Raw genomic sequence first — 25586 nt, 5'->3', positions numbered from 1 at the left:
TCGCCGCGAGGCGCGATACAAGCGACCCGCAATCCAACAGTCACATCAGGAGTACGAGATGGCCACGTCTGCCGCCGTCAAGGAAGAGCCCGCGACGCAATTCGCGAAGGATCAGCTCAAGGCCATCATCGAGCGCATCGAACGGCTGGAAGAAGAGAAGAAGACGATCTCCGACGACATCCGCGACGTCTACGCCGAGGCCAAGGGCAACGGCTACGACGTCAAGGCGCTGCGCACCATCGTGCGGATGCGCAAGCAGGACGCCAACGAGCGCGCCGAGCAGGAGACCATTTTGGAAACCTACATGCAGGCGCTCGGCATGCTGTGAGGGATCGCGCAGCGATTCCGATCGATTGCAATAAACCGACGCCCGGCGTCATTGTTGTTGCCCGCAGCGCCTCAAGCGCTGCGGGCAAACCTTTGAGTGTCTCACTCCTTACGCGCCACTCTCGTCACGCGCCAATCTTGTCACGCGCAATGTTCGGCTTGCATGAGGTCGGCCGCTCAGCCCTTCACGAACGCCAGCAGGTCGGCATTCAGGACGTCCGGATGGGTCGTCAGCATGCCGTGCGGAAAACCCGGATAGGTCTTCAGCGTGCCGTTCTTCAACAGCTTGACCGACAGCCTCGCTGAATCGTCGATCGGCACGATCTGGTCGTCCTCGCCGTGCAGCACCAGCGTCGGCACGCTGATCGCCTTGAGGTCGTCGGTCTGGTCGGTTTCGGAAAACGCCTTGATGCCGTCGTAATGCGCGTTGGCGGCGCCCATCATGCCCTGCCGCCACCAGTTGTTGACGACGCCCGGCGAGGCTGCTGCGCCCGGCCGGTTGAAGCCGTAGAACGGCCCGCCGGCGACGTCGAGATAGAACTGCGCGCGATTGTCGGCGAGCGCCTTGCGGAAACCGTCGAACACTTCGATCGGCAGCCCGCCGGGATTGGCCGCGGTCTTCAGCATCAAGGGCGGCACCGCGCTGACCAGCACCGCCTTGGCGACGCGGCCCTGCGGTTCGCCGAACTTGGCGACGTAGCGCGCGACTTCGCCGCCGCCGGTCGAATGCCCGATATTGACCGTGTTCTTGAGGTCGAGCGCTTCGGCGACCGCGGAGGCGTCGGCGGCGTAGTGATCCATGTCGTGGCCGCTGTCGACCTGCGCCGAGCGGCCGTGGCCGCGGCGGTCATGCGCGACGACGCGGTAGCCCTGCGCCAGAAAGAACAGCATCTGCGCGTCCCAGTCGTCGGACGACAACGGCCAGCCGTGATGGAATACGATCGGCTGCGCCTGTTTCGGACCCCAATCTTTGTAGTAGATCTCGACGCCGTCATTGGTCTTGATGAATCCGCTGCTCATTCGCTCTTCCCTTCTGGCTTTTCCGTTGGGTCAACTCGTCGTCGCAGCTGGATCATGCCAAATGGCGCGTCGTTCTCCAGGCCAAACTTCACGCACGGCATGGTCCAGCGCTGTGCACCGCACGCCGCATCTTGACGCAATCAGGTCCAACCCATGTGACAGCGCGCTGCACGAGCCGTGCTCCCCACGACCCATTTCTGAGTTGTCGTCCTGAGAGTCCGACTCAAAAAGCGATCAATGGAGTCAGGCATTAAATGCTTCATTGCGGGGAGCTCTTGCGACGAAGCAATCCAGGGCTCCGCGTGAGGCCCCTGGATTGCTTCGCTGTTCGGCCGGCGCTGCGCGCCGCCCTCGGCTCGCAATGACAAACCCCTGGTTTTGCGCGCTACTTTTTCGGTCAGGCTCTGAGGCGCCCGAGCAAAGCGAGGGCCTCGAAGGATGCGGCTGCGAGACGCGCGGCGGGCTCCGCGCCCGCGGCCATCCTTCGAGACACCCGGCTTCGCCCTGCGGGCTTCGCCGGGTTTCTCAGGATGACGGCGGTGGGTGGGGATGGGAGGAGGGGAGTCAGGCGCAGGTGCATCCAGGCGCAGGTGCAGTCAGGCGCAGGTGCATCCAGGCGCGGGGGGAGTTAGGCGGGCGACCGGAACGCCGCCCGCGATAGCTAGCTCAGCGCAGCGCCGCGGTGCGCATGAACGGCGTGGTCGACAGCGGCGCCACCGCGGCGCCGGTGAAGCGCTCGCACTGCATCCCGGACTGCGGATCGTCGGCGAACGCCATCGCCACCGCTGCCTGCGGCTTGCTGAAATGCGCGCGCAGGATGGTGAGGTCGGTGTCGCCGAACACCGTCGAGGTCATGGTCGAGGCGCTCGGCGCGAGGATCATCGCGCGCATCCAGACGTCGTTGTCCTTGACCGCGGCGGCGGCGAGCCGCGACGAGGTGGCGACCACGACTCCGACGCCGCGCTGGCCCTTGGCGACCACCGTGGTGCCGGCGTTGACGCCCATCGCGTGGCGCGCCGGCGCGGCCGGGCGGACGCTGCGCGGCAGCGGCGCGCTGGCGGCGACCACCGAGGCGCGCTCGGCCGGCGGCGGCGCATAGGCCATCGCCTGCATCGCGCCCTCGGAAATCGTCGCGGTGGATTGCGGATCGGCGGCGGCGAGCGCCTGGCGGGCGCTGATCGCGGCGACCTGGGCCGGGGTGGCCTGCTTGGTCGCCGGCATGTCGTCCCAGAAGCCGCGGGCGTTGATGATGTCGGCGGGCGATTGCGGCTTGCTCGGGTCCTGCTTGGCCGCCTCGGCCTTGGCGGCGGCGGGCTTGGCGACCGGCGCCGGCGGCAGGTCGGCGGATGCCATTTGCACCGGGGCCAGCGCGGGCTTGGCGCGCGGCAGCGGCACCGAATCGATGATCTTGACCACGGCGTTCTTGATGTTGCCGGGGGCGGCGGCCATCAGGCCGACCGGGGAGGCGTTGTCGGCGCTGGCCACCACGGTCGGGGCGGCGCCGCCTTCGTCATCCTCGTCGTTGCTGGACTTGCCCTTGCCGAACAGCGAGGCCAGGAAGTTGCTCTTGCCGCTGCCGGCGGCGTCGGACGGGTTGCCGCGCTTCTCGACGTCGGCGAGCGCCAGCTGATAGCCGCGAAGCGGATTGCCGTCGGACGGCACGTGCACGGTGCGGCCGTCGGGGAACACCCGCGCCAGCTGATCGTGGCTCATGCGCGGCCAGTGCCGGATGCTGCCGGTGTCGAGATGCACGAAGGGCGAGCCGGAGGTCGGATAGAAGCCGACGCCGCCGCGCTGCAGCCGCAGCCCCGCAAACCGGATCTGCTCCAGCGGCACGCCGGGAATGTAGAAATCCATGGCGTGGCCGAGCATGTGCTGGCTGGCGCGGGCAACGCCCGAGGAGCGGCGGCGCAGCATGGCGTTGGTGGCGGGCGAGCGGTAGGCGGAGATGATCTGGATCGGCTGCTTGCCGTCGACGTCGCGGTAGACTTCCCAGAGGATGTCGAACAGCCGGCGATCCATCGTGGTCTGGTCCTGGCTGCGCCAGTCGCGGAGGAAGTGGTTGATCTGCTGCAGCGCGGCCTCGTCGTAACGGCCGTTGCGCTTGAAGGTGACGGTGAGGTTCTCGTCGGAATGGGTGTGGTGGAAGGTGAGGGTGCGGCTATCGCCCAGCGCGGTGGCGTCGTGGACGGAGCCCGCGCCGGCGAGAAGCAGCAGCGACGCCATGCCGGCCTGAACAGCGGCGCGGGATGTTGTGAGCGTCAGGAAACGGCGTGCGAATCGAGCCAGCACCTATGAACCCACCCCAAAATGACCAGCGACAAACCTGAACCCCGAAACCCCGTAGCGTGGAGAACAGGATGAATGCGGTCTTAAAGCAGGAGGGTTAATTGAAAACTACGCCCCACCCTCCGTTAGGCTTAACCTAGCCTGTCGAGTGTGGCGAAAAATAGCCCGGTGCCGAAGCGAGGATGGAGGATGGTTAATGCTGGCCGCGGGGCCGCCGGTGTAATCATTGGATTCGCTCGGGTATTCGGATTAACGCGGCGCCGATCGGCGAGCGGCCCGGGCCTCGGCCTCGGGATCGTCCCAGGGCCCTCGTCGCCCGCGATGCGCCTAATGCGCGTGTTTTATTGACGACAATCGTCATGCGGGCGTAGCTTTGCGGAGGGTGGAGAACCGCAAGGAGACGACCAATGGCACACGACGAGCCGGAGATCGCGGCGACGGTGAGCTTCCGTCCCGCGAATCCAAAACTGGACGACAAGGTGATCGGTGATCACAAATCCGGACACCTCGAGCACGAGATCACCGAAAAGCGCGGAGAGGCGCCGGCTTTGTTGCCGCCGGCCCCACGCGGTCCCGCCCCGAAAACCTCGCTGACCTCGCGGCTGCGCGAGAAGCTGGAAAAGGGAGGCTGACCATGTGGCTGCGTTTCGCCAATCACCACGGCAGTCGCGTCTGGGTGGCTGTCGGATATTACAGCCCGAACTGCCGCGACGGCGGTGACTGGGCCAAGAAGGGCTGGTGGAAGATCGAGCCGGGACAGGCTGCCACCGTGCTATGGACCACAAACAAATACTCGACCTTCTATGCCGAGGCCGACAACGGCAGCCACTGGTCCGGCTCTTATCACACGCCGGTGCCGTTGCAGGCATTCGACTGGTGCTGGAACACGTCGTCGACCCAGGCCGACGACGTCGGGATGCGTTTGATCACCGTGACCAACGCCGGCTGGCCCTGGACCGGCACCATCAATCTGAACTGACCGCGACGTGCCGAGGTTTCGGCGAGTGCATCGCCGAAACCTCGAAGGCCTTGGTTACCGGGTAAACACGTTGCGCTGCGGACGGCGGTTGGCCGGCGGCGGTGCGCTCGGCGCGCCGAACAGCCGCTCGAAGAACGATGGTTCGGCATTGCCGGCGCCGTCGTTGAACGCCACGCCCTGCGGAATGTCGGCGCGCGGCCGCGCGTAGCTCGGCTGGGCGTGGGCGACCACGTTCTCCAAATCCTTGCCCTTCGGGTTGCGCAGGATCGCCAGCATCGCGGCGTCGCGGCCGTAGATGTCCTTGCGGACCTGCAGCTTGCCGGCGTCGTCGACGAACGCGGTCTGGTAGGTGAGGTTGACCGGGATCGGGGTGGCGAATTTCAGGTCGATCTCGCTCTTGCCGTACATGCCGCGGATCTTCTCCGGCGTGTAGCGCTCGTTCGGCATCGCGATGCTGAGCAGCGTCGCGGCGTACTGATCCGGGTTCTGCACCCGCATGCAGCCATGGCTGAACGCCCGGGCGTCGCGCGAGAACAGGTTCTTGTCCGGGGTGTCGTGCTGATACACCAGGAATTTGTTCGGGAAGTTGAAGCGGATGCGGCCGAGCGCGTTGCGCTCGCCGGGCGGCTGCGAAATGTGGATCGAGCCGTCGCGGTTGCGCACCAGCTTCAGGCCCATGCGGTCCAACACGCCCGGATCCTGCTGCAGGGCGGGCAGATATTCGTTGTAGATGATCGACGGCGGCACGTTCCAGGTCGGGTTGACGGTGATGTACTTCATCGTCTCGGTCAAAAGCGGCGTGGCGTGATTGCCGGGCTTGCCGACCACCACGCGGGTGGTCCAGACCTGGGCGCCGTGTTGCATCACCTTCAACGTGTAGTCGGGAATGTTGAGGATCACATAGGCGTCGCCGAGCGCCGGCGCGCCGAGCTCGCGCGGCAGCCAGCGCCAGCGCTCCATGTTGACGATCACGGTGTCGATCTGGCGGTCGCTCTTCGGGCTGTTCAGCGCCTTGACGGTGCGCTCGTCGAGCACGCCGGTCTCCTTGAGGTCGGCGCCGTCCTGGAATTTGCGCACCGCTTCGGCGACCTTGGCGTCGTAGCGGGTGCTGTCGGGATTTTCGCTGATGCCGAGCTTGGCGCGCAGTTGCGGCACCCGCGGATCGTCGACCTCGACAGCGGCCTGCTTCTTGCGCGCCGCGGTGTATTTCAGCGTCGGGCCGTCGGCGATCTGGATCGCGCCGGGGCCATCGCCCTGGCCGCGCAGCTCGGCGAGCTTGGCCTTCAATTGCCGATACATCTTGTGCGGCGGGTTATAGCTCGCCAGCGCCGCGGACGGATCCTTGGCGGTGGTGACGTTGGCCAGCACCTCGGCGGGATCGATCGGGTGTTCGGGATACTGGATGTCGCCGGAGACCTGCGACCAATGCATCCGGCCGCTTTGCGCCTGCCGGGCATAGTCCAGCACGCTGGCGGTGAACTTCAGCTCGGCCTCGGCCAAAGCCTCGGGCGAGGTCGCGGCGGCGAAATCCGGCTGCGGATAGTCGGCGGGGTTGAGGCCGTCGGCGGCGGCATCCTTCAGCCGCGCGGCGACGCTGCCGACCACCGGCGTGGCGGCACCGGCTTGGGTCCACAGCGGCGCGAAATCCCGCGCGGTGTAGAACTTCTCGACCGCGGCGCGCTCGCCCTTGCGGTCGAAATAGCGGCTCGACTTGGCGCCGAGCAGCTCGCGCAGCTTGTCGGCGACCGGCTGGTCGGCCGGCGCCACGGCGCTGGCGGTCTTGGCGGGCTCGGCCGACGGCTCGGCGGCCTGCTGCTTGGCGGGCTCGCCGGACAGGCTGTCCTTCGCGATCTCCTTGGCGATCGCATCCTTGGCCGGCTCGACGGCGGGCGCGGTGGCGCTGGCGGCCGGAGCGGCGGGTTCCGGCGCCGCGGCGGGAGCGCTGGTCGCGGCGGCGTCCAGTTTCGGCGCCTCGACGGCGGTGGCCGGCGTGACCGAGGCGGTGGTGTCGGGGGTGTCGATCTTGAAGTCGCCGATCGACGGCGGTGGCAGGTTGGCGGGCTCGGGCATCGGCACGGCGGCATCGATGGCGAGATCCGAAGGGCTGCGCTCCGGGGCGGACTGCGCCAGAGCGGAGCCGGCGGACAGCGTGACGAAGGTCGCCGCGACAGCGATCAGGACGCGGTCGAATCCGCGGCGGCCATTGGAATCATCTCGCATTCATCGCACCCCTTGGGTGAGCTGCCCGTGATGGACAGTTCCTCGCTATTGAACGTTGCTGACAGCCGCGGCGGGCCGCTGTGATTCATCAAGGATTACCACACCCCGCCGAAGCGGCCAGCGCGGCGCAGAGATCCTCACGACAAACTGACAAGAAACTTCGAGACAAGCGTCCCGAGGTTTTTGCCACGCGGCTGTGGCTTTGTCTGTCACCGGCCGGCAACGGTTCAAATGTTCCATGCCGCAGCCTCGCTCGGGCGAAAATCTGCAGCGTTGTCCTCAGCTTGAGGCTTCGGCCGCGGGCACCTCGCGCTCGGTTTTGGCGGCGTCGTCGAGCTTGCGGTACAGCGTGGAGCGGCCGATCTTCAACCTGCGCGCGACCTCGGACATCTGGCCGCGGTAATGCGAAATCGCAAAGCGGATGATCTCGCTCTCCAGCTCGTCGAGCGGGCGGACCTCGCCGTCGGGCGACAGCATCGCCAAGCTGCCGGCGGCGGGCCCCGGCGCGATCGGGATGTCGTGGCCGGCCACGATCTGCGGCGCGGTGGAATGAAACGGCTGTTCGATCAGCAGCGGCTCGCCGGCGAATTCGGCGACGCTCGGCAGCGCGGCGGTCAGCGGGAAGTCGGCGAGCTCGAGATGGCTGCCGTCGCTCATCACCACGGCGCGATACACCGCGTTCTCGAGCTGGCGGACGTTGCCCGGCCAGTCGAGCTGGGCGAGCCGCGCCATGGCTTCGCCGCTGACGCCGGTGATGGTGCGGTTTTCCTCGGCGCAGAACCGCGCCAGAAAGTGCCGCAACAGATGCGGGATGTCCTCGCGGCGGTTGCGCAACGGCGGGATGGTCAGCGGCAAGACGTGCAGCCGGTAGAACAGGTCCTCGCGAAACTGCCCGGCTTTGACCCGGTCGAGCAATTTGCGGTTGGTCGCCGAGATGATGCGGACGTCGACCTTCAGCGGGCGGCGCCCGCCGACCGCCTCGACCGCGCCTTCCTGCAGAGCGCGCAGCAGTTTGACCTGCGCCGCCAGCGGCAATTCCGAGACCTCGTCGAGAAACAGCGTGCCGCCGGAAGCTTCGACGAATTTGCCGGTGTGGCGTTCGGTGGCGCCGGTGAAGGCGCCCTTCTCGTGACCGAACAGGATGGATTCCACCAGATTGTCGGGGATCGCGCCGCAATTCACCGCGACGAACGGCTTGGCGCTGCGCTCGCTGGAGCCGTGGATGGCGCGGGCGATCAGTTCCTTGCCGACGCCGGATTCGCCTTCGATCAACACCGGGATCGCCGAGGTCGCGGCGCGCTTGGCCATCCGCAGCACGTGGCCCATCGCCTCGCTGCGGGTGACCAGATCGGCGAAGGTCAATTTGCCGTCGCGGCTGTGCTTCAGCCGCTGCAATTCGCCCTTCAGCGCGCTGGCGTTGAGCGCGTTGCGCAACGAGATCTGCAACCGCTCGATGCCGACCGGCTTGACGACGAAATCGGCAGCGCCGGCGCGCATCGCCGACACCACATTGTCGATGCCGCCATGCGCGGTCTGCACGATCACCGGGATCGAGAGGCCGGCGTCGCGCATCCGCTCCAGCACGCCCATGCCGTCGAGCCCGGGCATCACCAGGTCGAGCACCACCGCGTCAATCGCCGGCGCGTCATCAGCAGTCAGCGTGGCGATCGCGGCGTCGCCGCTGTCGACCACCAGGGTGTGGTAGCCGCACTTTTGCACCATGTTCTCGACCAGCCTGCGCTGCACAGCATCATCGTCGGCGATCAGAATCGTGGCAGCCATTCTCACTCACACCCCAAGGCGAATTGTCCCGAATTGGGCCACCATGGTCGCGCAAGCGTTAACGCTTGGTAAATTGAATCGCTCAGAACAGCGCGAGCAACCGCGTCACCGCGTCGGGCCAGATTTCCAGCACGCCGCGGTAACACATGTCGAGCGCCACATAGAGAATGATGACGAAGCCCACATAGGCGATCCAGCGATGCTTCTGCAGAAGTTTGGCGATGAAGGAAGCGGCGAGGCCCATCAGGGCGATCGACAGCGCCAGCCCGAACACCAGGATGATCGGGTGCTCGCGCGCGGCACCGGCGACCGCCAGCACGTTGTCGAGCGACATCGAGATGTCGGCGAGCGTGATCTGCCACACCGCCTGGCGAAGCGTTTTGCGCGGCGCGCCGGGGGCGGTGTCGCCATTGATGGCGTCGAGCGCGTCGGCGTCGTGATGCGACTGGCTGCGCAGCTCGCGCCACATCTTCCAGCACACCCACAACAGCAGCACGCCGCCGGCCAGCAGCAGGCCGATGATCTGCAGCAATTGCACGGTGACGCTGGCAAACAGGATGCGCAGCACGGTGGCGGCGACGATGCCGATCAGGATCGCCTTGCCGCGCTGCTCTTTCGGCAGGCCGGCGGCGGCCAGGCCGATCACCACGGCGTTGTCGCCGGCGAGCACCAGGTCGATCATGATGACCTGGGCGAGCGCCGACAGGCCCTCGGGCGTGAAAATCGTCAGGAATTCTTCCATCGGGCCTCTCTGTGAACGTCCTGTCCGACATCACAGTTCGCTTGAACTGCCAGAGGGGCCCGGTCCTAGACGCGCTTGCTCAATCGCGCAGTGCAGCGCGAGTTCCATGTGCCAAGCAAATATCCGCTTGCCGCGGCGGATTCAACGTGAAATCCGCCGGCCGCGTTGCCTTGTCGCAGGGTGTCACTCCGCCGCAACGCTGCCGGCATCACAATGCTGCCGGCGCAGCGCCTTCAAACAGGCGCTTGCCCTGCTATCGTCCCAGCTAGTAGCGTTTGCCTGATTGGACGCGCAATTTTTTGAAAGAGCCCATGGCCAAAGCAGCGACCTCCCGAGCCACCAAGTCCTCCCGCAAACCGGCCGCCGGCACGACTGCGAAGACCCAAAGCCGCAAGCCGCAAGCCAACGCCGCGCCGACCAAGTCGAAGCCGACCAAGTCCAAGCCGACCAAGTCGAAGCCCGGCAAGGCTGCGCCGGGCAAGCCGACGCGGGCCAAGGCCGCTGCGGTCAAGACCGCGTCGCTGCCGGAATGGAATTTGGCCGACCTCTATACGAGCATCGATGCGCCGGAGGTGGCGCGCGATCTCGACAAGATCGACGCCGACTGCATCGCCTTCGAGCACGACTACAAGGGCAAGCTCGCCGAGGAGACCGCCAAGGACAGCGGCGGGGTCTGGCTCGCCGAAGCGGTGCAGCGCTATGAGGCGATCGACGACCTCGCCGGCCGGCTGGCCTCGTATGCGGGCCTCATTCACGCCGGCGACAGCGTCGATCCGAAATTGTCGAAGTTCTACGGCGACGTCTCCGAGCGGCTGACCGCGGCCTCGGTGCATCTGTTGTTCTTCGCGCTCGAACTCAACCGGGTCGACGACGCGGTGATCGAGCGCGCGATGCAGGCTCCCGAACTCGGGCATTACCGGCCGTGGATCGAGGACAGCCGCAAGGACAAGCCGTATCAGCTCGAGGACCGCATCGAGCAGCTGTTCCACGAAAAATCCCAGACCGGCTACGGCGCCTTCAACCGCTTGTTCGACCAGACCATCTCGGCGCTGCGCTTCAAGCTCGGCGGCAAGGAGCTGGCGATCGAGCCGACGCTGACGCTGCTGCAGGACCGCGATCCCAAAAAGCGCAAGGCCGCGGGTCAGGCGCTGGCCAAGACCTTCAAGGCCAACGAGCGCACCTTCGCGCTGATCACCAATACGCTCGCCAAGGACAAGGAAATCTCCGACCGCTGGCGCGGCTTCGAGGACGTCGCCGACGCCCGGCATCTCGCCAACCGCGTCGAGCGCGAGGTGGTCGACGCGCTGGTGGCCTCGGTGCGCGCCGCCTATCCGAAGCTGTCGCATCGCTACTACGCGCTGAAGGCGCGCTGGTTCGGCAAGAAGCAATTGGCGCATTGGGACCGCAACGCGCCGCTGCCGTTCGCCGCCACCGGCACGATCGGCTGGCCCGACGCCAAGGATATGGTGCTGACCGCCTACACGGCGTTCTCGCCGGAGATGGCGAAGATCGCCGAACGGTTCTTCACCGACCGCTGGATCGACGCGCCGGTGCGGCCCGGCAAGGCGCCGGGCGCGTTCTCGCATCCGACCACGCCCTCGGCGCATCCCTATGTGCTGATGAACTACCAGGGCAAGCCGCGCGACGTGATGACGCTCGCCCACGAGCTCGGCCACGGCGTGCACCAGGTGCTCGCCGCCAAGAACGGCGCCTTGATGGCGCCGACGCCGCTGACGCTGGCGGAGACCGCGAGCGTGTTCGGCGAAATGCTGACCTTCAAGCGGCTGTTGGCGCAGACCAGGAGCGCCAAGCAGCGCCAGGCGCTCTTGGCCGGCAAGGTCGAGGACATGATCAATACCGTGGTGCGGCAGATCGCGTTCTACTCGTTCGAGCGCGCGATCCACACCGAACGCCGCAACGGCGAGCTCACCGCCGAGCGGATCGGCGAGCTCTGGCTCAGCGTGCAGAGCGAGAGCTTGGGGCCGGCGATCGACATCAAGCCGGGCTACGAGAATTTTTGGATGTACATCCCGCACTTCATCCATTCGCCGTTCTACGTCTACGCTTACGCCTTTGGGGATTGCCTGGTGAACTCGCTCTACGCGGTTTACGAGCACGCCCAGGACGGCTTCGCCGAGCGCTATCTGGCGATGCTCAGCGCCGGTGGCACCAAGCATTACTCAGAGCTGCTGAAGCCGTTCGGGCTCGACGCCCGCGATCCGACCTTCTGGGACGGCGGGCTGTCGGTGATCGCCGGTATGATCGATGAGTTGGAGGCAATGGGGTAAAGGCTTAGCAAGCGCGACGCCTCGCATCGCGGCTTGAGGTCAACTAACAGTTGAGTCTACCATGGCGCCTGCAGGGGAGGCGGTCATGGATGATCAGGTTGAGCCCAATGCAGACGCCGGCGAACAGCCGTGGCGTGAAAAATTCCACGGCGTGTTCGCCAAGGAAGTCGACGCCATCAACACCCGGCGCGACCCCTCGCGGAAGCTCGCGACGCCGGCCCCCGGCAAGCCCCTCGACGCCGTCGGCCTGGCGTTGTCCGGCGGCGGCATCCGCTCGGCGTCGGTTTGTCTCGGCGTGGTGCAGGCGCTGAACAATCAGGGCCTGTTGTCGCGGATCGACTATCTGTCGACGGTGTCCGGCGGCGGCTATCTCGGCAGTTCGCTGTCGGCGACGCTGACCCGCACCAAATCCTTCGTGTTCGGCGGCGGCCCGACGCCGATCGCGGGCTCGGCCCCCGCGACCGACATCAGCGATACGCCGGCGGTCGGGCATCTGCGCAACTATTCGAACTATCTGATTCCGCGCGGCTTCCGCGACGTGTTGAGCGCGTCGGCGATCATCCTGCGCGGGCTGGTGGCGAATTCGTCCTTCGTGGTGCCGGTGCTGCTCTTTCTGGCCGCGTTCACCGCGTGGACCAACCCGAAGCGCTCCTTGCTCGACAAATCGGATTTCTTCGGCATCGACCTCAGTCGCTATCTGACGCAGAGCTTCGGCCTGACGCTGGTGGTCGGGCTGACGCTGCTCGGATTGTTCCTGCTGTGGGCAATCCTGCGCTCGCTGCCGTGGCTGGCGTCGCGGTTGGGCTGGCTGGACCGCGCCGGCTGGATCTTCCTGGTGCTGTTCGTGGCGATCGCGTTCATGGAATTCCAGCCCTTCGTGATCGAAGGCATGTTCGAAATCGCCGATCACGGCAATGCCAGCGCCAGCGGGCTGGTGTTGGGGCTGTTCACAGGCTGGGTGAAGACGCTGGCCGCCGCCGCGGCGCCGGTCACCGCGCTGGTGGTGGCGTTCCAGCGCCAGATCGGCGCGTTTCTCAACAGCGCCACCGCGGGGTCGAGCCTTGTCGCGCAGGCCGGCGCCAAGGGCATCAAGCTCGCGGTGTGGGTCGCCGGATTGGCGCTGCCGCTGATCATCTGGGTGGCGTATCTCTATCTGAGCTATTGGGCGATCGCCAATGACGGCAAGCGGGTGGCGGAAGAGGTGCGCTGTCCGCAGACCGCGATCTCTGCCACCGTGAAACTCCAGCAGCCCGATGGCGCGTCCACCGCGACGCTGCAGGGCAGCCTGCAACCCGACGACGCCAGCCGCTGCGCCGCGGCGGCGAAGCCCCTCGCGGATCCGTCGTCGCCGCAGGCTTGGGCGCATACGCCGATCTGGCTGATCTGGCTCTCGAAGTTCATTCCCAGCTTGGTGCCGGAGGGCCACCTGATGCCGGCGTTATATGCGGCGGTCGCGGCGCTGGTATTTCTGCTCTCCTGGCCGCTGGCGCCGAACGCCAATTCGCTGCACCGGCTGTACCGCGACCGGCTCGGCCGCGCCTTCCTGTTCGATCCAAGCCAGCGCCCGGGCGCCAAGCCGCGGGCCAACGAGGTGAGCCGCGATCAGGGCCGCGACTTCGCCGAAGTCGACAAGATGCGGCTCAGTGCGCTGTCGGCCGCCGACGCGCCGTATCACCTGATCAACGCCGCGCTCAACATCCAGGGCTCCGACTTCGCCAACCGCCGCGGCCGCAATGCCGATTTCTTCGTGTTCTCGAAACACTGGATCGGCAGCCAGGCCACGCATTACGCGCCGACCGAGCAGCTCGAGGCAGCTTCGCCCGAACTCGATCTCGCCACCGCGATGGCGATCTCCGGTGCCGCGGCGTCGGCGAATATGGGCTCCAAGACCATCCGGCCGCTGACGCCGACGCTGGCGCTGCTTAACATCCGGCTCGGCTATTGGCTGAAGAACCCGAGGTTCTTTGCGCCCGCCGGATCGGGCGCCGCGGCGGCGCAGCCCGGCGGCTGGACGCCGTCGCACCGCACCACGCGCTATCTGTGGTCGGAAATTTCCGGCCGGCTCTACGAGAACAGCGACGAGGTGTACCTGACCGACGGCGGCCACATCGAAAATCTCGGCATCTACGAATTGCTGCGCCGGCAATGCCGGCTGATCATCGCGGTCGACGCCGAGGCCGACAGCGCGATGCATTTTCCCTCGCTGGTGAAGTTGCAGCGCTACGCGCGGATCGATCTCGGGATTCGCATTTATCTGCCGTGGACGCCGATCCAGGCCGCGACGCTGGCATGGATGGCGGTCAACGCCGGCAAGCCGCCGACCCCGCCGCCCGTCGAGCATCCGGGGCCGCATGTCGCGATCGGCATCATCGACTATGGCGGCGGCGAAAGGGGATATCTGCTCTACCTCAAATCATCGCTGAGCGGCGACGAGAACGATTACGTCCGCGATTACGCGAGGCGCTACGCGCAGTTTCCGCACGAGGCGACCAGCGACCAGTTCTTCAGCGAGGAGCAGTTCGAAGTCTATCGCGCGCTCGGCTTCCACATCGCCAACGGCTTGCTGAGCGGCGGCGACGACGTCAGCGTGGCGAGCGACGTCGGCCCGCCGGTGGTGACGAAATTCGGCGATGCCGGAAACAAGACCGTGGCCGAGGTCCGCGCCGCGCTCGGGCTCGGCGTCGCGCCAGCGGCCGGCGCAGGAGCGGGGGCGGGAGCGGGGGCGGGGGCGGCGTCAAAGGCCATGTAAAACATTTGTTGAACGGAGCCTTTAACGGCGTTATACATCTGTATAACGGAGGTGTTGGCCATGAACGAAGCTGCCCGCGATCTCAAAATCGAAAGCACCGCGCTGCAGATCCGCAAGATCGGCAATTCGGTCGGCGTGATTCTGCCGAAAGAGCTGCTCGCACGGCTCAATTTGAAAGAAGGCGACAAGTTCTACCCGGTCGAGCAGCCCGATGGCAGTTTGCGGCTGTCGCCGTTCAATCCGAAACATGCGCGAACGATGGAAATCGCTCGCCAAGTTATGCACGACTATCGCGATACCTTGGCGGCCCTGGCCAAATGAGCGCGCCCGTTGAGCCGCTGTGGCTCGATGTCGACGAAGTCATCGACATGCACGCCGAGCAATTGGCGGTGTTTGGCGGTCCCGAAGGGATTCGTGACCGCGGCCTGCTGGAATCGGCGGTGTTGCGGCCGGTCAATCAATGGCATTACGGCGAAACCGATATGGCGGCGCTGGCGGCGGCCTATGCCTATGGTCTTGCCCGTAACCACGCCTTCGTCGATGGCAACAAGCGCATCGCCTTCCAGGCGATGATGGTATTTCTGCGCGTCAACGATATCGGTTTTGCGCCCGATCCAGGTCAGGCGACCGAGATCATTCTCTCGCTCGCCGCCGGCGAGGTCTCCGAGCAGAGCCTGACGCGCTGGATCCGCGACAATTGGCCGTCCTGAGTCTTTCGCGCCGTGGTTGCTAACGCCTGGCAAAAACCCTGCGCCTCGAAGCCGCCCCACTGACCGGCCGCAGAAATCGCGCGATCCTTTCGTATCGCGAAAACCCTTTGGCGGCTGGGATGTTATCCACGAAATCACTGCCGCGCGCGGCGAATGCGCGCTAGACTTTCGAATGAACCAAAATGGGTTAGGGGATCTGCCGCGGGCGCCGTTGCTCTCGCAATAAGATTGCGCTAATTGCACACACGCTTCTCGAACATTGTCCGGAGAGATCGATGGCTGAGCACCACGACGTCGCCTACACCGCTGCCGACGGCAACGACTATGTCGCCCACGAGCAGACCTATGAAGGCTTCATCAAGCTGGTGAAATACGGCTCCGCAGCCGTCGTCACCGTCGTCGCTCTGATGGCAATCTTCCTGACTTAATTTCGATCGGACTGCGCCGCCAAGCGGCGCGCCCATTGGCTCACTCACGCGCGTGCTCCGCGCGGCGGAGGCTCTATGAAAATTGCTGTTGCGAAAGAACTGGATCCTGCTGAACCGAGGGTCGCGGCGACGCCCGACACGGTGAAGAAGTTCAAGGCGTTGGGGATCGATATCGCGATCGAGCCCGGCGCCGGGATCAAATCCGGACTGCCGGATCAGGAATTCACCGCGGTCGGCGCCACCGTCAGCGCCGACGCGCTGAAGGACGCCGATATCATCATCAAGGTGAAGCGCCCCGAGGCCTCTGAACTGGCGAACTACAAGCGCGGCGCGCTGGTGATCGCCATCATGGACCCCTACGGCAACGAAGCCGCGCTGAAGACCATCGCCGACGCCGGCGTCTCGGCCTTCGCGATGGAGCTGATGCCGCGCATCACCCGCGCGCAGGTGATGGACGTGCTGTCGAGCCAGGCCAACCTCGCGGGCTACCGCGCCGTGATCGAGGCCGCCGAAGCCTTCGGCCGGGCGTTTCCGATGATGATGACCGCGGCCGGCACGATTCCCGCCGCCAAGGTGTTCGTGATGGGCGTCGGCGTCGCCGGCCTGCAGGCGATCGCCACCGCGCGCCGGCTCGGCGCCGTGGTCACCGCGACCGACGTGCGTCCCGCCACCAAGGAGCAGGTCGAAAGTCTCGGCGCCAAATTCCTCGCGGTGGAAGACGAGGAATTCAAGAACGCCCAGACTGCCGGCGGCTACGCCAAGGAAATGTCCAAAGAGTATCAGGCCAAGCAGGCCGCGCTCACCGCCGAGCACATCAAGAAGCAGGACATCATCATCACCACCGCGTTGATCCCCGGCCGTCCCGCGCCGCGTCTGGTCACCGCCGAGATGGTGGCGTCGATGAAGCCCGGTTCGGTGCTGGTTGATCTGGCGATCGAGCGCGGCGGCAACGTCGAAGGCGCGGTGGCCGGTCAGGTCACCGACGTCGGCGGCATCAAGATCGTCGGCTACACCAACGTCGCCGGCCGGGTCGCGGCTTCGGCCTCGAGCCTGTACGCGCGCAACCTGTTCTCCTTCATCGAAACGCTGTTCGACAAGGCGTCGAAGTCGCTCGCGGTGAAGTGGGACGACGAGTTGGTGAAGGCCACCGCGCTGACCAAGGACGGCGCCGTCATTCACCCGAACTTCCAGCCGAAAGCTTAAGGAGAGCCGCCATGGAACATATTGTGCAGGCCGTCGATCCGTTCGTGTTTCGGCTGTCGATTTTCGTTCTCGCCGTGTTCGTCGGCTATTTCGTGGTGTGGTCGGTGACGCCCGCGCTGCATACCCCGCTGATGAGCGTGACCAACGCGATCTCTTCGGTGATCGTGGTCGGCGCCTTGCTCGCGGTCGGCGTGGCGATGGTCGGCGAGGGCGGTGTGTGGGCGCGCGGCTTCGGCTTCGTCGCGCTGATCTTTGCCTCGGTGAATATTTTCGGCGGCTTCCTTGTCACCCAGCGGATGCTGGCGATGTACAAGAAAAAGCAGAAGTGAGTAGGAAAATTCGATGAACGCCAACCTTTCCGCGCTTCTGTATCTGATCGCTGGCGCGCTGTTCATTCTGTCGCTGCGCGGGCTGTCGTCGCCCGCCTCCAGCCGCCAGGGCAACTTCCTCGGCATGACCGGCATGGCGATCGCGGTCGCCACCACGCTGGCCGGCCATCCTCCCGCCGACCTGCTCGGCTGGGGCCTCGTCATCCTCGGCATCGCGATCGGCGGCAGCATTGGCGCGGTGATCGCCAAGAAGGTGCCGATGACCTCGATGCCCGAACTGGTCGCCGCCTTCCACTCGCTGGTCGGCATGGCCGCGGTGCTGGTCGCCGCCGGCGCGTTCTACGCGCCCGCCGCGTTCGACATCGGCACCCCGGGCAACATCCATGGCGCCAGCCTGGTCGAAATGTCGCTCGGCGTCGCGATCGGCGCCCTGACCTTCACCGGCTCGGTGATCGCGTTCCTGAAGCTCTCCGGCAAGATGAGCGGCGCGCCGATCATTCTGCCCGCCCGCCACATGGTCAACATCGTGCTCGGCGTGGTGATGTTCGCCGCGATCGTCTATCTGGTGATCACCGGCAGCGAGACCGCGTTCTGGGTCATCACCGGCATAGCGCTCTTGCTCGGCGCCCTGCTGATCATCCCGATCGGCGGCGCCGACATGCCGGTCGTGATCTCGATGCTGAACTCTTACTCGGGTTGGGCTGCGGCCGGCATCGGCTTCACGCTGGGCAATTCGGCCTTGATCATCACCGGCGCGCTGGTCGGCTCGTCGGGTGCGATCCTGTCCTACATCATGTGCCACGCGATGAACCGCTCCTTCATCTCGGTGATCCTCGGCGGCTTCGGCGGCGAGACCGCCGCGGCCGGCGGCGGCGCCGGCGGCGAAGTGCGCCCGGTCAAGCTCGGCTCGGCCGACGACGCGGCCTTCATCATGAAGAACGCCCAGAAGGTCATCATCGTGCCGGGCTACGGCATGGCGGTGGCGCAGGCCCAGCACGCGCTGCGCGAAATGGCCGACACGCTGAAGAAGGAAGGCGTCGAGGTGAAGTACGCGATTCACCCGGTCGCCGGCCGTATGCCGGGCCACATGAACGTGCTGCTCGCCGAAGCCAACGTGCCCTACGACGAGGTGTTCGAGCTCGAGGACATCAACTCGGAATTCGCGCAGGCCGACGTGGCCTTCGTGATCGGCGCCAACGACGTCACCAACCCGGCCGCCGAGGACGACAAGACCTCGCCGATCTACGGCATGCCGGTGTTGCAGGTCTGGAAGGCCGGCACCGTGATGTTCATCAAGCGGTCGCTCGCGTCCGGCTACGCCGGCATCGACAACCCGTTGTTCTATCGGGACAACACCATGATGCTGCTCGGTGACGCCAAGAAGATGACCGAGAACATCGTCAAGGGCATGTGAGGCGAGGCGACGTTAGGCTTTGCTTAACCAGCCGCGCTTGATGTCATGAACAAGGAATGGCACCGCTTGCATCCCATGCCGCCGAAGGCGACACGGGAGCAGCGGGTGGAGTGGCACGCAGCCCATGCGATCGCGTGCGCCTGCCGGGATGTGCCTGAGAGCCTGAAACGTGACGTCGAAAAGCGAAGTGAGCGCGACCGCGCGTAGCGGACACCCGACCGCCACGCCGGCGCACCACGCCCGCGCCGGAATGCCGGCGTCGGCCTGGGTGTTTCCGTTGTTGGCGGCGGCGCTGTTCGCCGCCACCTCGATCTTTCATTTGGACTTTGCTCCGACGTTGTTCGGCTTCGGCTTTGCCGCGGTGCTGCTGGTGGTGCTGTTCGGCACCGTGTTCGCCGCGGTTTACCACGCCGAAGCGCTGGCGCACCGCCTCGGCGAGCCCTACGGCACGCTGCTCTTGACGCTGGCGGTGACGCTGATCGAGGTATCGCTGATCACCACCATGATGCTCGGCGACAAGGTGGTGCCGACGCTGGCCCGCGACACCGTGTTCGCGGTGGTGATGATCGTCTGCAACGGCCTGGTGGGTCTGTGCATCCTGATCGGGGGCTTGCGCTTCAAGGAGCAGGAATTCCACATCTCCGGCGTCAGCCTCTACCTCAGCGTGCTGATCGTGCTGTCGACCATCATCCTGATCCTGCCGAATTACACCTTCGCCGATCCCGGCCCGTTCTATTCGGCGGCGCAGCTCGCCTTCGTCAGCCTCACCACCGTGGTGCTGTACGTGCTGTTCCTCTACACCCAGACCTTCCGGCACCGCGATTATTTCGTCGACGAGCACGTCGCGGCGGCGCCGGCCGCAGCCGGCGCGGCGGCAGGCAGCCTGGCGCTCAGCCTGGTGCTGCTGGCGGTGGCCTTGCTCGGCGTGGTGCTGCTGGCTGAAAAATTCTCCCATGTGGTCGAGACCGCGACCGAATGGATGGGGGCGCCGGTGGCGTTCGCCGGCCTCGTGGTCGCCGGGCTGATCCTGCTGCCGGAGAGCCTCGCGGCGATCGGGGCGACGCGGCGCAACGACCTGCAGAAGGGCATCAACCTGTCGCTCGGCTCGTCGCTGGCGACCATCGGCCTGACCATTCCGGCGGTCTCCACGGTGGCGCTCGTGCTCGACAAGCGGCTGGTGCTCGGTCTGGAATCCCAGGAGGCGGTGCTGCTGGTGCTGACCTTCTTCGTCAGCATGCTGACCTTCGGCACCGGCCGCACCAACATCCTGTTCGGGCTGGTCCACCTCGTGGTGTTCGCGGTGTTCGTCTTCCTGGTGTTCATTCCGTAGATCATTCATACCGCGATGATGGTTCTTCGCAGCGTCATCCGGCGCTAGTGTCGGTCATGCATGATGCTGTCCGAATCCCGTGTCGGGCGCGTGCCGCAGAGGACGGACCGATGACGATCAGCGCAGAATCCCAGGTTCAGATCGACAATGCCGAAGTCCGCGTCACGCAGTGGCGGCTGCCGCGGGGCGGCGCCACCGGGCATCATCGCCACGAGATGGATTACGTCATCGTGCCGGTGATCGCCGGCGAGATGACCATCGTGGCGCCGGACGGCAGCCGATCGAAGGCGCAATTGCAGGCCGGCCAATCCTATTTTCGCAAGGCCGGGGTCGAACATGACGTTCTTAACGAAACGTATATCGACATCGTGTTTCTTGAGGTCGAACTGAAGCCTTGACCGTGCGGCGTCGCATCGCGGCCGACCACTCTCAAGGCTGAGATCGACGAACTCCATCGCATGGCAGCGTCGCGTCACATTGCCATTGATCGGTCGCAGTTGATCCCTCAATCAGCCTCAAAGTTCCCGCATCAAAACCTCGCTGGGAGAGGGCGGTAATGCTCAAATACATAGGTAATATCTTTCACACCATTCTGCCGTCGGTACTCGCCACGGTGCTCGGTGCCTACATCGTCAATCACTACATCAACAAACCCGATGCACCGCCTGCTGCCGCGGTGTCGGCGATCGATTCGAAGAAGGCTGACGAGACCGCTGCGCCCGCCAAGGCTGCGAAGGTCGATGCCAAGAGCGCCAGCCTGGGGGATTCCGATGCCCCGGTCACCCTGAAGAGCAAGCCCAGCACCGACAAGGCCGAGCGCAGCGGCGCCGACAAGGCCGACAAGGCCGCCGCCGACAAGGCTGCCGCCGACAAGGCGGAGAAAGCCGAGAAGATCGAGCGCACCGGCCGCACGCATCAGCCGATGCTGCACGACCGCGCCGTGGCCAAGACCGCGCCTGCACCGGCTCCCGCGCCGACGCCGGCGCCCGCCGCCGTCGCCGCGGTGACCGCGACCCCGCCGGTCGAGCCGACCACCAAGGAAGAGCGCCGCGACGCCAACGATCTGGCCCGCGCCGCTATCGAACGGCTGCGCAACTCCAACGAGGCGGCGCGCGCCGCCGAGCCGCTGCCGCGCGCGCCGGAGCCGGCGAAGCAGCCCGATCCGCCCTACGTCGCCTCGGTGCCGCCGGCGCCCGCAATGCCGAGCCAGCCGCCGGCTCCCGCAAGCCTGACGCCGCCGCCGGCCGCCGTCACGCCGCCGGTCGCCGCCAGCAATCCGGTGGAGCCGCTGAACCGCCCGGTGACCATCCTGCCGCCGCCGACGCCGGCCTACGCGCAGGCTTCGAACCCGCACGATCCGCAGCGCCCGACGCCGCCGGCCGACATTCCGGAATCGTCCGACGCCCGCGCCGACGCCGGCCGTTCGGTCGGCGACGACATGTTCTCGGCGGCGAAGTCGGTGTTCCACGCGGTGGTCCCGCGGTAGCTGTTCGACGGGAAGCGTCGTTATTGCCGGGGAGCTTGGCCTCCGGCTGAGAGCGACGCACTCCCGTCGCCCGGATCGCATCCTGGCAATATCACCGCAATAGACTCACTTGAAAAGTTGATCGGAACGCCTGCCGCGAGCGCAGCTTCACCTCTCCCCGCTTGCGGGGAGAGGTCGACCCGGCGAGCGCAGCGAAGCCGGGTCGGGTGAGGGGGCGTCTCGGCATAACGCGGCGCCCCCTCACCCGACGCGACAAGCTTCGCTTGCCGCGCCACCCTCTCCCCGCAAGCGGGGCGAGGGGACGGACGCCGCGGCGCTGATCTCAACTTCGGCCACGGTCAGTCGGGACCCCAAGCCTACAAGCGCCAGATCCCACACACGATCCCGCACACATGATCCCACACCCGCATGATCCCGCACGCACGATCCCACGCGCACAAACGTCGACGCGGGCCGTGAGGCCCGCGTCGACGCAGTCTGAACTGAAATTCAATAAGGCTTAGCGCGGGCCACGCGGGCCGGCGCTGGCGCCAGCGCCCGGACCGCGGCGATCGCCGCCGGCGCCGGCGCCGAACACCGGCTTCGGCTTCATCGGCAACAGACCTTCGCGCTGCAGCTTCTTGCGGGCGAGCTTGCGCGCACGGCGCACGGCTTCCGCCTTTTCGCGGGCCTTCTTCTCAGAGGGCTTCTCGTAATGACCGCGGAGCTTCATCTCGCGGAAGATGCCCTCGCGCTGCATCTTCTTCTTCAGCGCCTTGAGAGCTTGATCGACGTTATTATCGCGAACGAGAACCTGCACGCGGCATCCTCTTTCATTAATCGGATTGGAATTCTGAGAAAGCGAAGGGCCGACAAAGGCCATGCCCTCAACCTTAAGGGCGCGGATGTATCAGATCAAAACAGCAAAGTCCACCTTAGAAGCGCAATCTTTCGTGGACTGTGCACCGCCGCGGCGCCCGCAAATCAGGATTTCTCGGGCTCCACCACGGTGACATGCCCCATCTTGCGGCCCGGCCGGGCGTTGCGTTTGCCGTACAGATGCACGGTGGCGCCGGGCTGCGACAGCCATTTGGCGTAGTCGTGGATTTCGTCGCCGATCAGGTTGGTCATGGTGACGGCGCCGTAGCGGACGGGCTGCGCCAGCGGCCAGCCGGCCACCGCGCGGATGTGCTGCTCGAATTGCGACACGGAGGCGCCGTCCAGCGTCCAGTGCCCGGAATTATGCACCCGCGGCGCGACCTCGTTGACCAGCAGCACCGGGCCGTCGGGGCCGGGCGCCACGAACAGTTCCACCGCCAGCACCCCGACATAGCCGAGCGCATTGGCGATGGTTTCGGCGATGCCGCAGGCCCGCGCCGCCAGCTCCTCGGAGATCGCCGCCGGCACGCGCGACACGTTCAGGATGTGATTGCGGTGCTGGTTCTCGGTGACGTCGTAGCACACCACCTGGCCGTCATAGCCACGCGCGGCGATCACCGAGATTTCCCGCTCGAACGGCACGAATGCCTCGAGGATCGCCGCGCGGGTGTCGAGTTCGGCCCACACCGCGTCGAGGTCACAGCCTTCGCGGATGATCGCCTGGCCCTTGCCGTCATAGCCGAAGCGGCGGGTCTTGATCACCGCCGGCAGGCCGATCCGCGCCACCGCGTCGCGCAGCGTCTGTAGCGAGCTGACGTCCGCATAGGCGGCGGTCGGGATGCCGAGCCGGGTGACGAAATCCTTCTCCATCAGCCGGTCCTGGGTCAGCTCCAGGATCTTGGGATCCGGCACCACCGGCCGGCGCGACGCCAGGATCGCCGCCACCGAGGAGGGGATGTTCTCGAACTCATAGGTGATGACGTCGACGTCGTTGGCGAACAGTTCCAGCGCCTCGACCTCGGCATATTCGGCGCAGGTGGCGTATTGCACGACGTCGAACGCCGGCGAATCCGGGTCCGGCGAGAACACTTGGCACTTCAGCCCGAGCCGCGCCGCGGCCAGCGCCAGCATCCGGCCGAGCTGGCCGCCGCCGAGAATTCCGATGGTGTCGCCGGGCTTCAGCGTGACGCGTTGCAACCCACTCACGCCAAGTCCTCCGGCTGCTCACGAATCGACGCGGTTTGCTCCGCCCGCCAGGCCGCAAGCCGCGCGGCAAGCGCCGCGTCGTTCAGCGCCAGAATGCTGGCGGCGAGCAGCGCCGCGTTGATCGCGCCGGCCTTGCCGATCGCCAGCGTGCCGACCGGGATGCCGGCCGGCATCTGCACGATCGAATACAGCGAATCCACGCCCGACAGCGACTTCGATTCCATTGGAACGCCGAGCACCGGCAGCTCGGTCAGCGCCGCGGCCATGCCGGGCAGGTGCGCGGCGCCGCCGGCGCCGGCGATCACGATGCTGTAGCCGGCCGCCTTGGCGCCCTTGGCGAACGCATACAGCCGGTCCGGCGTGCGGTGCGCAGACACGATATGGGCCTTGTGCAGAACGCCCAGCGCCGACAGCGTGTCGGCGGCATGGCGCATGGTCTCCCAGTCGGACTGGCTTCCCATGATGATCGCGACGGGGTAGGTCATTCAATCGATTCTTTCGAGAATCCAAAAAGATAGCTGGAAATTACCGGGCCGGGGTGGCGGCTGGCAAGGGGCCCGGAATGGACTATCCTTTCTTGGTCAATAGCGGCAAGTCTTGATTCCATGCGCAAGAAATCCAGCGACCCGGATGCTCGAAAAGCCGGCAGCCGCCGCCAGCCCACAAAAACGGCAAACCCGGCCGACGCCGGCTTGGCGGCGCGGCTGAAGGCCGCGCAGCTGGAAAACCGTCGCCTCAAGGCGCAGCTCGCCGCGGCGCAGGCCCGGCTCGACGAGCTGCGGGCCTCCGCCGACACCGACTTCCTGCTCGACATCCTCAACCGCCGCGGCTTCGAACGGGAACTGGGGCGCGCGATCGCCTATATCGAGCGCTACCACGCCAGCGGCGCGCTGATCATGCTGGACGTCGATCACCTGAAGCCGATCAACGACAGCTTCGGCCATGCCGCCGGCGACGAAGTGCTCAAGGCGGTGGTCGCGGTGCTGCTGCGCCATGTCCGGGCGTCCGACGTCGTGGCGCGGCTCGGCGGCGACGAATTCGTGCTGCTGTTGTGGAATCTCACCGAGGCCGACGCCAAGGCCAAAGCCGAGGCGCTGGAAGCCGCGGTCGACGGCCTGCGCTTCGCGTTTGCCGGCCGCGCCGCCGGCACCGGGATTTCGGCCGGCGTCGCCACGCTGGGGCCGGGCACCGACGCCCGCGACGCGCTGGCCGCCGCCGACCGCGCGATGTATGCGCGCAAGGCGATCCGGCATCGGCAGCGCGCCGATGCGCCCGCTGTGCTTACGCGATGATGTCCGGGGTGATCTGATCTTCGATGAAGGCGATGCGGTCGCGCAGGCTGAGCTTGCGTTTCTTCAGCCGCTGCAGCCGCAACAGATCGGGCGCGGGCGAATGGTGCAAGGCATCGATCGCCGCGTCGAGATCGCGGTGTTCCTGTTGCAGCTTTGCGAGCTCGGCGCCGAGTTCGCGCTCATCTTCGTCGGTCATGATTTCGATTGACTTGAAATCGCGAAGCGTCGCGAGAGGACTGTGGATCGGAGGGAATATCGCCTTTGCGGGCCGAGGTAGCAAGTCGCAAGCCCGCTGCGACTATTCGTCTTGGTCGAATAGTTTTTGCAACCGCGACCTCGTGGAACACCGAGGCCGACTAACCCTGTCGGGCAAGCGTTATGTCTCATTTTGCACTTAGGTAAGGGGGCGAACATTCACAATTCGTTGCAGGCGATCGACAAATACTAAGCCGCCGGTTTCGAATACCTATCGACAGCTCCAACAGGTCATGTAAGCTTCATGATCCGGATCACGTCTGAGGTTCAATCGCACCCAGGAGGTTTGGTATGGCTCTTCAAGCGCATCTCGTTGAATTGGAACGTAAACATCAGGTTTTGGAGACCGAACTGCACGACGCTCTTGTTCATCTTTCCACCGACGACCTGCGAATTGTTGAATTGAAGCGCCGTAAATTGATGGTCCGAGACCAGATCGCGCGCCTGCGGCAAAGTGTCGACACGCTGCACTAGAGTAGAAATCTCGTACAACTAAGAGTCCGGCGGACACCGCCAGCGGACCTATCGCGCAAGTGATCTGATCTGTGATCCGCAGCATCACTTGCGCGACCTCGCATCGGGCAAGCCAAAAGCGCCGCCTCGACATCTTGTCGCCGGGCCTGGCAGCTTTCACCGACGACACTTTTCCAACGCGGCTCGCGCACTTCCCTTTCATAAC

The 25586-nt window shown here is 65.9% G+C and carries 25 protein-coding genes; 16 read left to right on the top strand and 9 right to left on the bottom strand.

Features of this window, described 5'->3' with window-relative positions; translation table 11 throughout:
* The first annotated feature begins 58 nt into the window (after window positions 1–58).
* Window positions 59–328: a DUF2312 domain-containing protein gene (locus HNR60_RS10980; protein WP_011474386.1), complete on the top strand. Its 270-nt coding sequence runs from the start codon at window positions 59–61 to the stop codon at window positions 326–328.
* A 176-nt stretch (window positions 329–504) separates the two neighbouring features.
* On the opposite strand, the gene HNR60_RS10975 is transcribed toward HNR60_RS10980, so the two are convergent.
* Together HNR60_RS10975 and HNR60_RS10970 are read right to left on the bottom strand one after the other, a co-directional pair.
* Entirely contained in the window at window positions 505–1347 is an 843-nt protein-coding gene (locus HNR60_RS10975) for an alpha/beta fold hydrolase (protein WP_184257315.1), read from the bottom strand.
* Window positions 1348–2013: 666 nt separating this feature from the next.
* Window positions 2014–3639 carry a peptidoglycan L,D-endopeptidase MepK gene (locus HNR60_RS10970; RefSeq protein WP_184257314.1) on the bottom strand — a complete coding sequence of 542 codons (1626 nt, stop codon included), beginning with the start codon at window positions 3637–3639 and terminating at the stop codon, window positions 2014–2016.
* A gap of 404 nt (window positions 3640–4043) precedes the next feature.
* On the opposite strand from HNR60_RS10970, the gene HNR60_RS10965 reads away from it, so the two are divergent.
* Complete coding sequence (locus HNR60_RS10965) at window positions 4044–4268, top strand: hypothetical protein (protein ID WP_184257312.1); 225 nt, start codon at window positions 4044–4046, stop codon at window positions 4266–4268.
* Window positions 4269–4270: 2 nt separating this feature from the next.
* Window positions 4271–4615 (top strand): DUF1036 domain-containing protein, encoded by a 345-nt coding sequence (locus HNR60_RS10960; RefSeq protein WP_184257310.1) that lies wholly within the window; start codon window positions 4271–4273, stop codon window positions 4613–4615.
* A gap of 54 nt (window positions 4616–4669) precedes the next feature.
* Here HNR60_RS10960 and HNR60_RS10955 read toward each other — a convergent pair whose 3' ends face one another.
* From HNR60_RS10955 to HNR60_RS10945, 3 genes are all read right to left on the bottom strand, one after another.
* The gene (locus HNR60_RS10955; protein ID WP_184257308.1) at window positions 4670–6835 is read right to left on the bottom strand and encodes a L,D-transpeptidase family protein; all 2166 of its coding nucleotides are present in this window, start codon (window positions 6833–6835) and stop codon (window positions 4670–4672) included.
* A 279-nt stretch (window positions 6836–7114) separates the two neighbouring features.
* On the bottom strand, window positions 7115–8617 hold the full coding sequence (locus HNR60_RS10950; protein WP_184257306.1) for a sigma-54-dependent transcriptional regulator: 1503 nt from the start codon (window positions 8615–8617) through the stop codon (window positions 7115–7117).
* An 82-nt stretch (window positions 8618–8699) separates the two neighbouring features.
* The gene (locus HNR60_RS10945; RefSeq protein WP_184257304.1) at window positions 8700–9359 is read right to left on the bottom strand and encodes a TerC family protein; all 660 of its coding nucleotides are present in this window, start codon (window positions 9357–9359) and stop codon (window positions 8700–8702) included.
* Between the two features lie 311 nt (window positions 9360–9670).
* On the opposite strand from HNR60_RS10945, the gene HNR60_RS10940 reads away from it, so the two are divergent.
* The 11 genes from HNR60_RS10940 to HNR60_RS10890 all read left to right on the top strand — a co-directional run bounded on the left by HNR60_RS10940 (window position 9671) and on the right by HNR60_RS10890 (window position 21296).
* Window positions 9671–11647 carry a M3 family oligoendopeptidase gene (locus tag HNR60_RS10940; RefSeq protein ID WP_184257302.1) on the top strand — a complete coding sequence of 659 codons (1977 nt, stop codon included), beginning with the start codon at window positions 9671–9673 and terminating at the stop codon, window positions 11645–11647.
* A gap of 85 nt (window positions 11648–11732) precedes the next feature.
* Window positions 11733–14396 carry a patatin-like phospholipase domain-containing protein gene (locus HNR60_RS10935; RefSeq protein ID WP_184257300.1) on the top strand — a complete coding sequence of 888 codons (2664 nt, stop codon included), beginning with the start codon at window positions 11733–11735 and terminating at the stop codon, window positions 14394–14396.
* Between the two features lie 60 nt (window positions 14397–14456).
* Window positions 14457–14717, top strand: coding sequence for an AbrB/MazE/SpoVT family DNA-binding domain-containing protein (locus HNR60_RS10930; RefSeq protein WP_184257298.1), 261 nt, complete (start codon window positions 14457–14459; stop codon window positions 14715–14717).
* Window positions 14714–15106, top strand: a complete 393-nt coding sequence (locus HNR60_RS10925) for a type II toxin-antitoxin system death-on-curing family toxin (RefSeq protein ID WP_184257296.1) — start codon at window positions 14714–14716, stop codon at window positions 15104–15106. The genes HNR60_RS10930 and HNR60_RS10925 overlap by 4 nt, the downstream gene beginning before the upstream one ends.
* A 275-nt stretch (window positions 15107–15381) precedes the next feature.
* The gene (locus HNR60_RS10920; protein WP_184257294.1) at window positions 15382–15534 is read left to right on the top strand and encodes an aa3-type cytochrome c oxidase subunit IV; all 153 of its coding nucleotides are present in this window, start codon (window positions 15382–15384) and stop codon (window positions 15532–15534) included.
* A 75-nt stretch (window positions 15535–15609) separates the two neighbouring features.
* Complete coding sequence (locus HNR60_RS10915) at window positions 15610–16737, top strand: Re/Si-specific NAD(P)(+) transhydrogenase subunit alpha (protein ID WP_184257292.1); 1128 nt, start codon at window positions 15610–15612, stop codon at window positions 16735–16737.
* Window positions 16738–16748: 11 nt separating this feature from the next.
* The gene (locus tag HNR60_RS10910) at window positions 16749–17066 is read left to right on the top strand and encodes a proton-translocating transhydrogenase family protein (RefSeq protein WP_011474374.1); all 318 of its coding nucleotides are present in this window, start codon (window positions 16749–16751) and stop codon (window positions 17064–17066) included.
* Between the two features lie 13 nt (window positions 17067–17079).
* The gene (locus tag HNR60_RS10905; RefSeq protein WP_184257290.1) at window positions 17080–18480 is read left to right on the top strand and encodes an NAD(P)(+) transhydrogenase (Re/Si-specific) subunit beta; all 1401 of its coding nucleotides are present in this window, start codon (window positions 17080–17082) and stop codon (window positions 18478–18480) included.
* Between the two features lie 250 nt (window positions 18481–18730).
* On the top strand, window positions 18731–19810 hold the full coding sequence (locus HNR60_RS10900) for a calcium:cation antiporter (RefSeq protein WP_184257391.1): 1080 nt from the start codon (window positions 18731–18733) through the stop codon (window positions 19808–19810).
* Window positions 19811–19920: 110 nt separating this feature from the next.
* Window positions 19921–20208 (top strand): cupin domain-containing protein, encoded by a 288-nt coding sequence (locus HNR60_RS10895; RefSeq protein ID WP_184257287.1) that lies wholly within the window; start codon window positions 19921–19923, stop codon window positions 20206–20208.
* Window positions 20209–20366: 158 nt separating this feature from the next.
* On the top strand, window positions 20367–21296 hold the full coding sequence (locus HNR60_RS10890) for a hypothetical protein (RefSeq protein ID WP_184257285.1): 930 nt from the start codon (window positions 20367–20369) through the stop codon (window positions 21294–21296).
* 499 nt (window positions 21297–21795) lie between these two features.
* On the opposite strand, the gene rpsU is transcribed toward HNR60_RS10890, so the two are convergent.
* The 3 genes from rpsU to purE form a co-directional block, all read right to left on the bottom strand.
* Window positions 21796–22095 (bottom strand): 30S ribosomal protein S21, encoded by a 300-nt coding sequence (rpsU, locus tag HNR60_RS10885; RefSeq protein ID WP_184257283.1) that lies wholly within the window; start codon window positions 22093–22095, stop codon window positions 21796–21798.
* 164 nt (window positions 22096–22259) lie between these two features.
* Window positions 22260–23360, bottom strand: a complete 1101-nt coding sequence (locus tag HNR60_RS10880; RefSeq protein ID WP_184257281.1) for a 5-(carboxyamino)imidazole ribonucleotide synthase — start codon at window positions 23358–23360, stop codon at window positions 22260–22262.
* Entirely contained in the window at window positions 23357–23845 is a 489-nt protein-coding gene (gene purE / locus HNR60_RS10875; RefSeq protein WP_184257279.1) for a 5-(carboxyamino)imidazole ribonucleotide mutase, read from the bottom strand. Before purE ends, HNR60_RS10880 begins: the two co-directional genes overlap by 4 nt.
* A 120-nt stretch (window positions 23846–23965) precedes the next feature.
* On the opposite strand from purE, the gene HNR60_RS10870 reads away from it, so the two are divergent.
* The gene (locus tag HNR60_RS10870; protein WP_184257277.1) at window positions 23966–24652 is read left to right on the top strand and encodes a GGDEF domain-containing protein; all 687 of its coding nucleotides are present in this window, start codon (window positions 23966–23968) and stop codon (window positions 24650–24652) included.
* Here HNR60_RS10870 and HNR60_RS10865 read toward each other — a convergent pair.
* On the bottom strand, window positions 24642–24848 hold the full coding sequence (locus HNR60_RS10865; RefSeq protein ID WP_011474365.1) for a YdcH family protein: 207 nt from the start codon (window positions 24846–24848) through the stop codon (window positions 24642–24644). The genes HNR60_RS10870 and HNR60_RS10865 overlap by 11 nt on opposite strands.
* A 350-nt stretch (window positions 24849–25198) precedes the next feature.
* Between HNR60_RS10865 and HNR60_RS10860 the strand changes: the two genes are divergently transcribed.
* Window positions 25199–25381 carry a YdcH family protein gene (locus HNR60_RS10860; protein ID WP_184257275.1) on the top strand — a complete coding sequence of 61 codons (183 nt, stop codon included), beginning with the start codon at window positions 25199–25201 and terminating at the stop codon, window positions 25379–25381.
* Window positions 25382–25586 lie beyond the last annotated feature (205 nt).

This window comes from Rhodopseudomonas rhenobacensis, assembly GCF_014203125.1.
Lineage (GTDB): Bacteria > Pseudomonadota > Alphaproteobacteria > Rhizobiales > Xanthobacteraceae > Rhodopseudomonas_A > Rhodopseudomonas_A rhenobacensis.
Note: the sequence above shows the minus strand (reverse complement) of the source record. Positions and strands in the feature narration are given on the sequence as shown.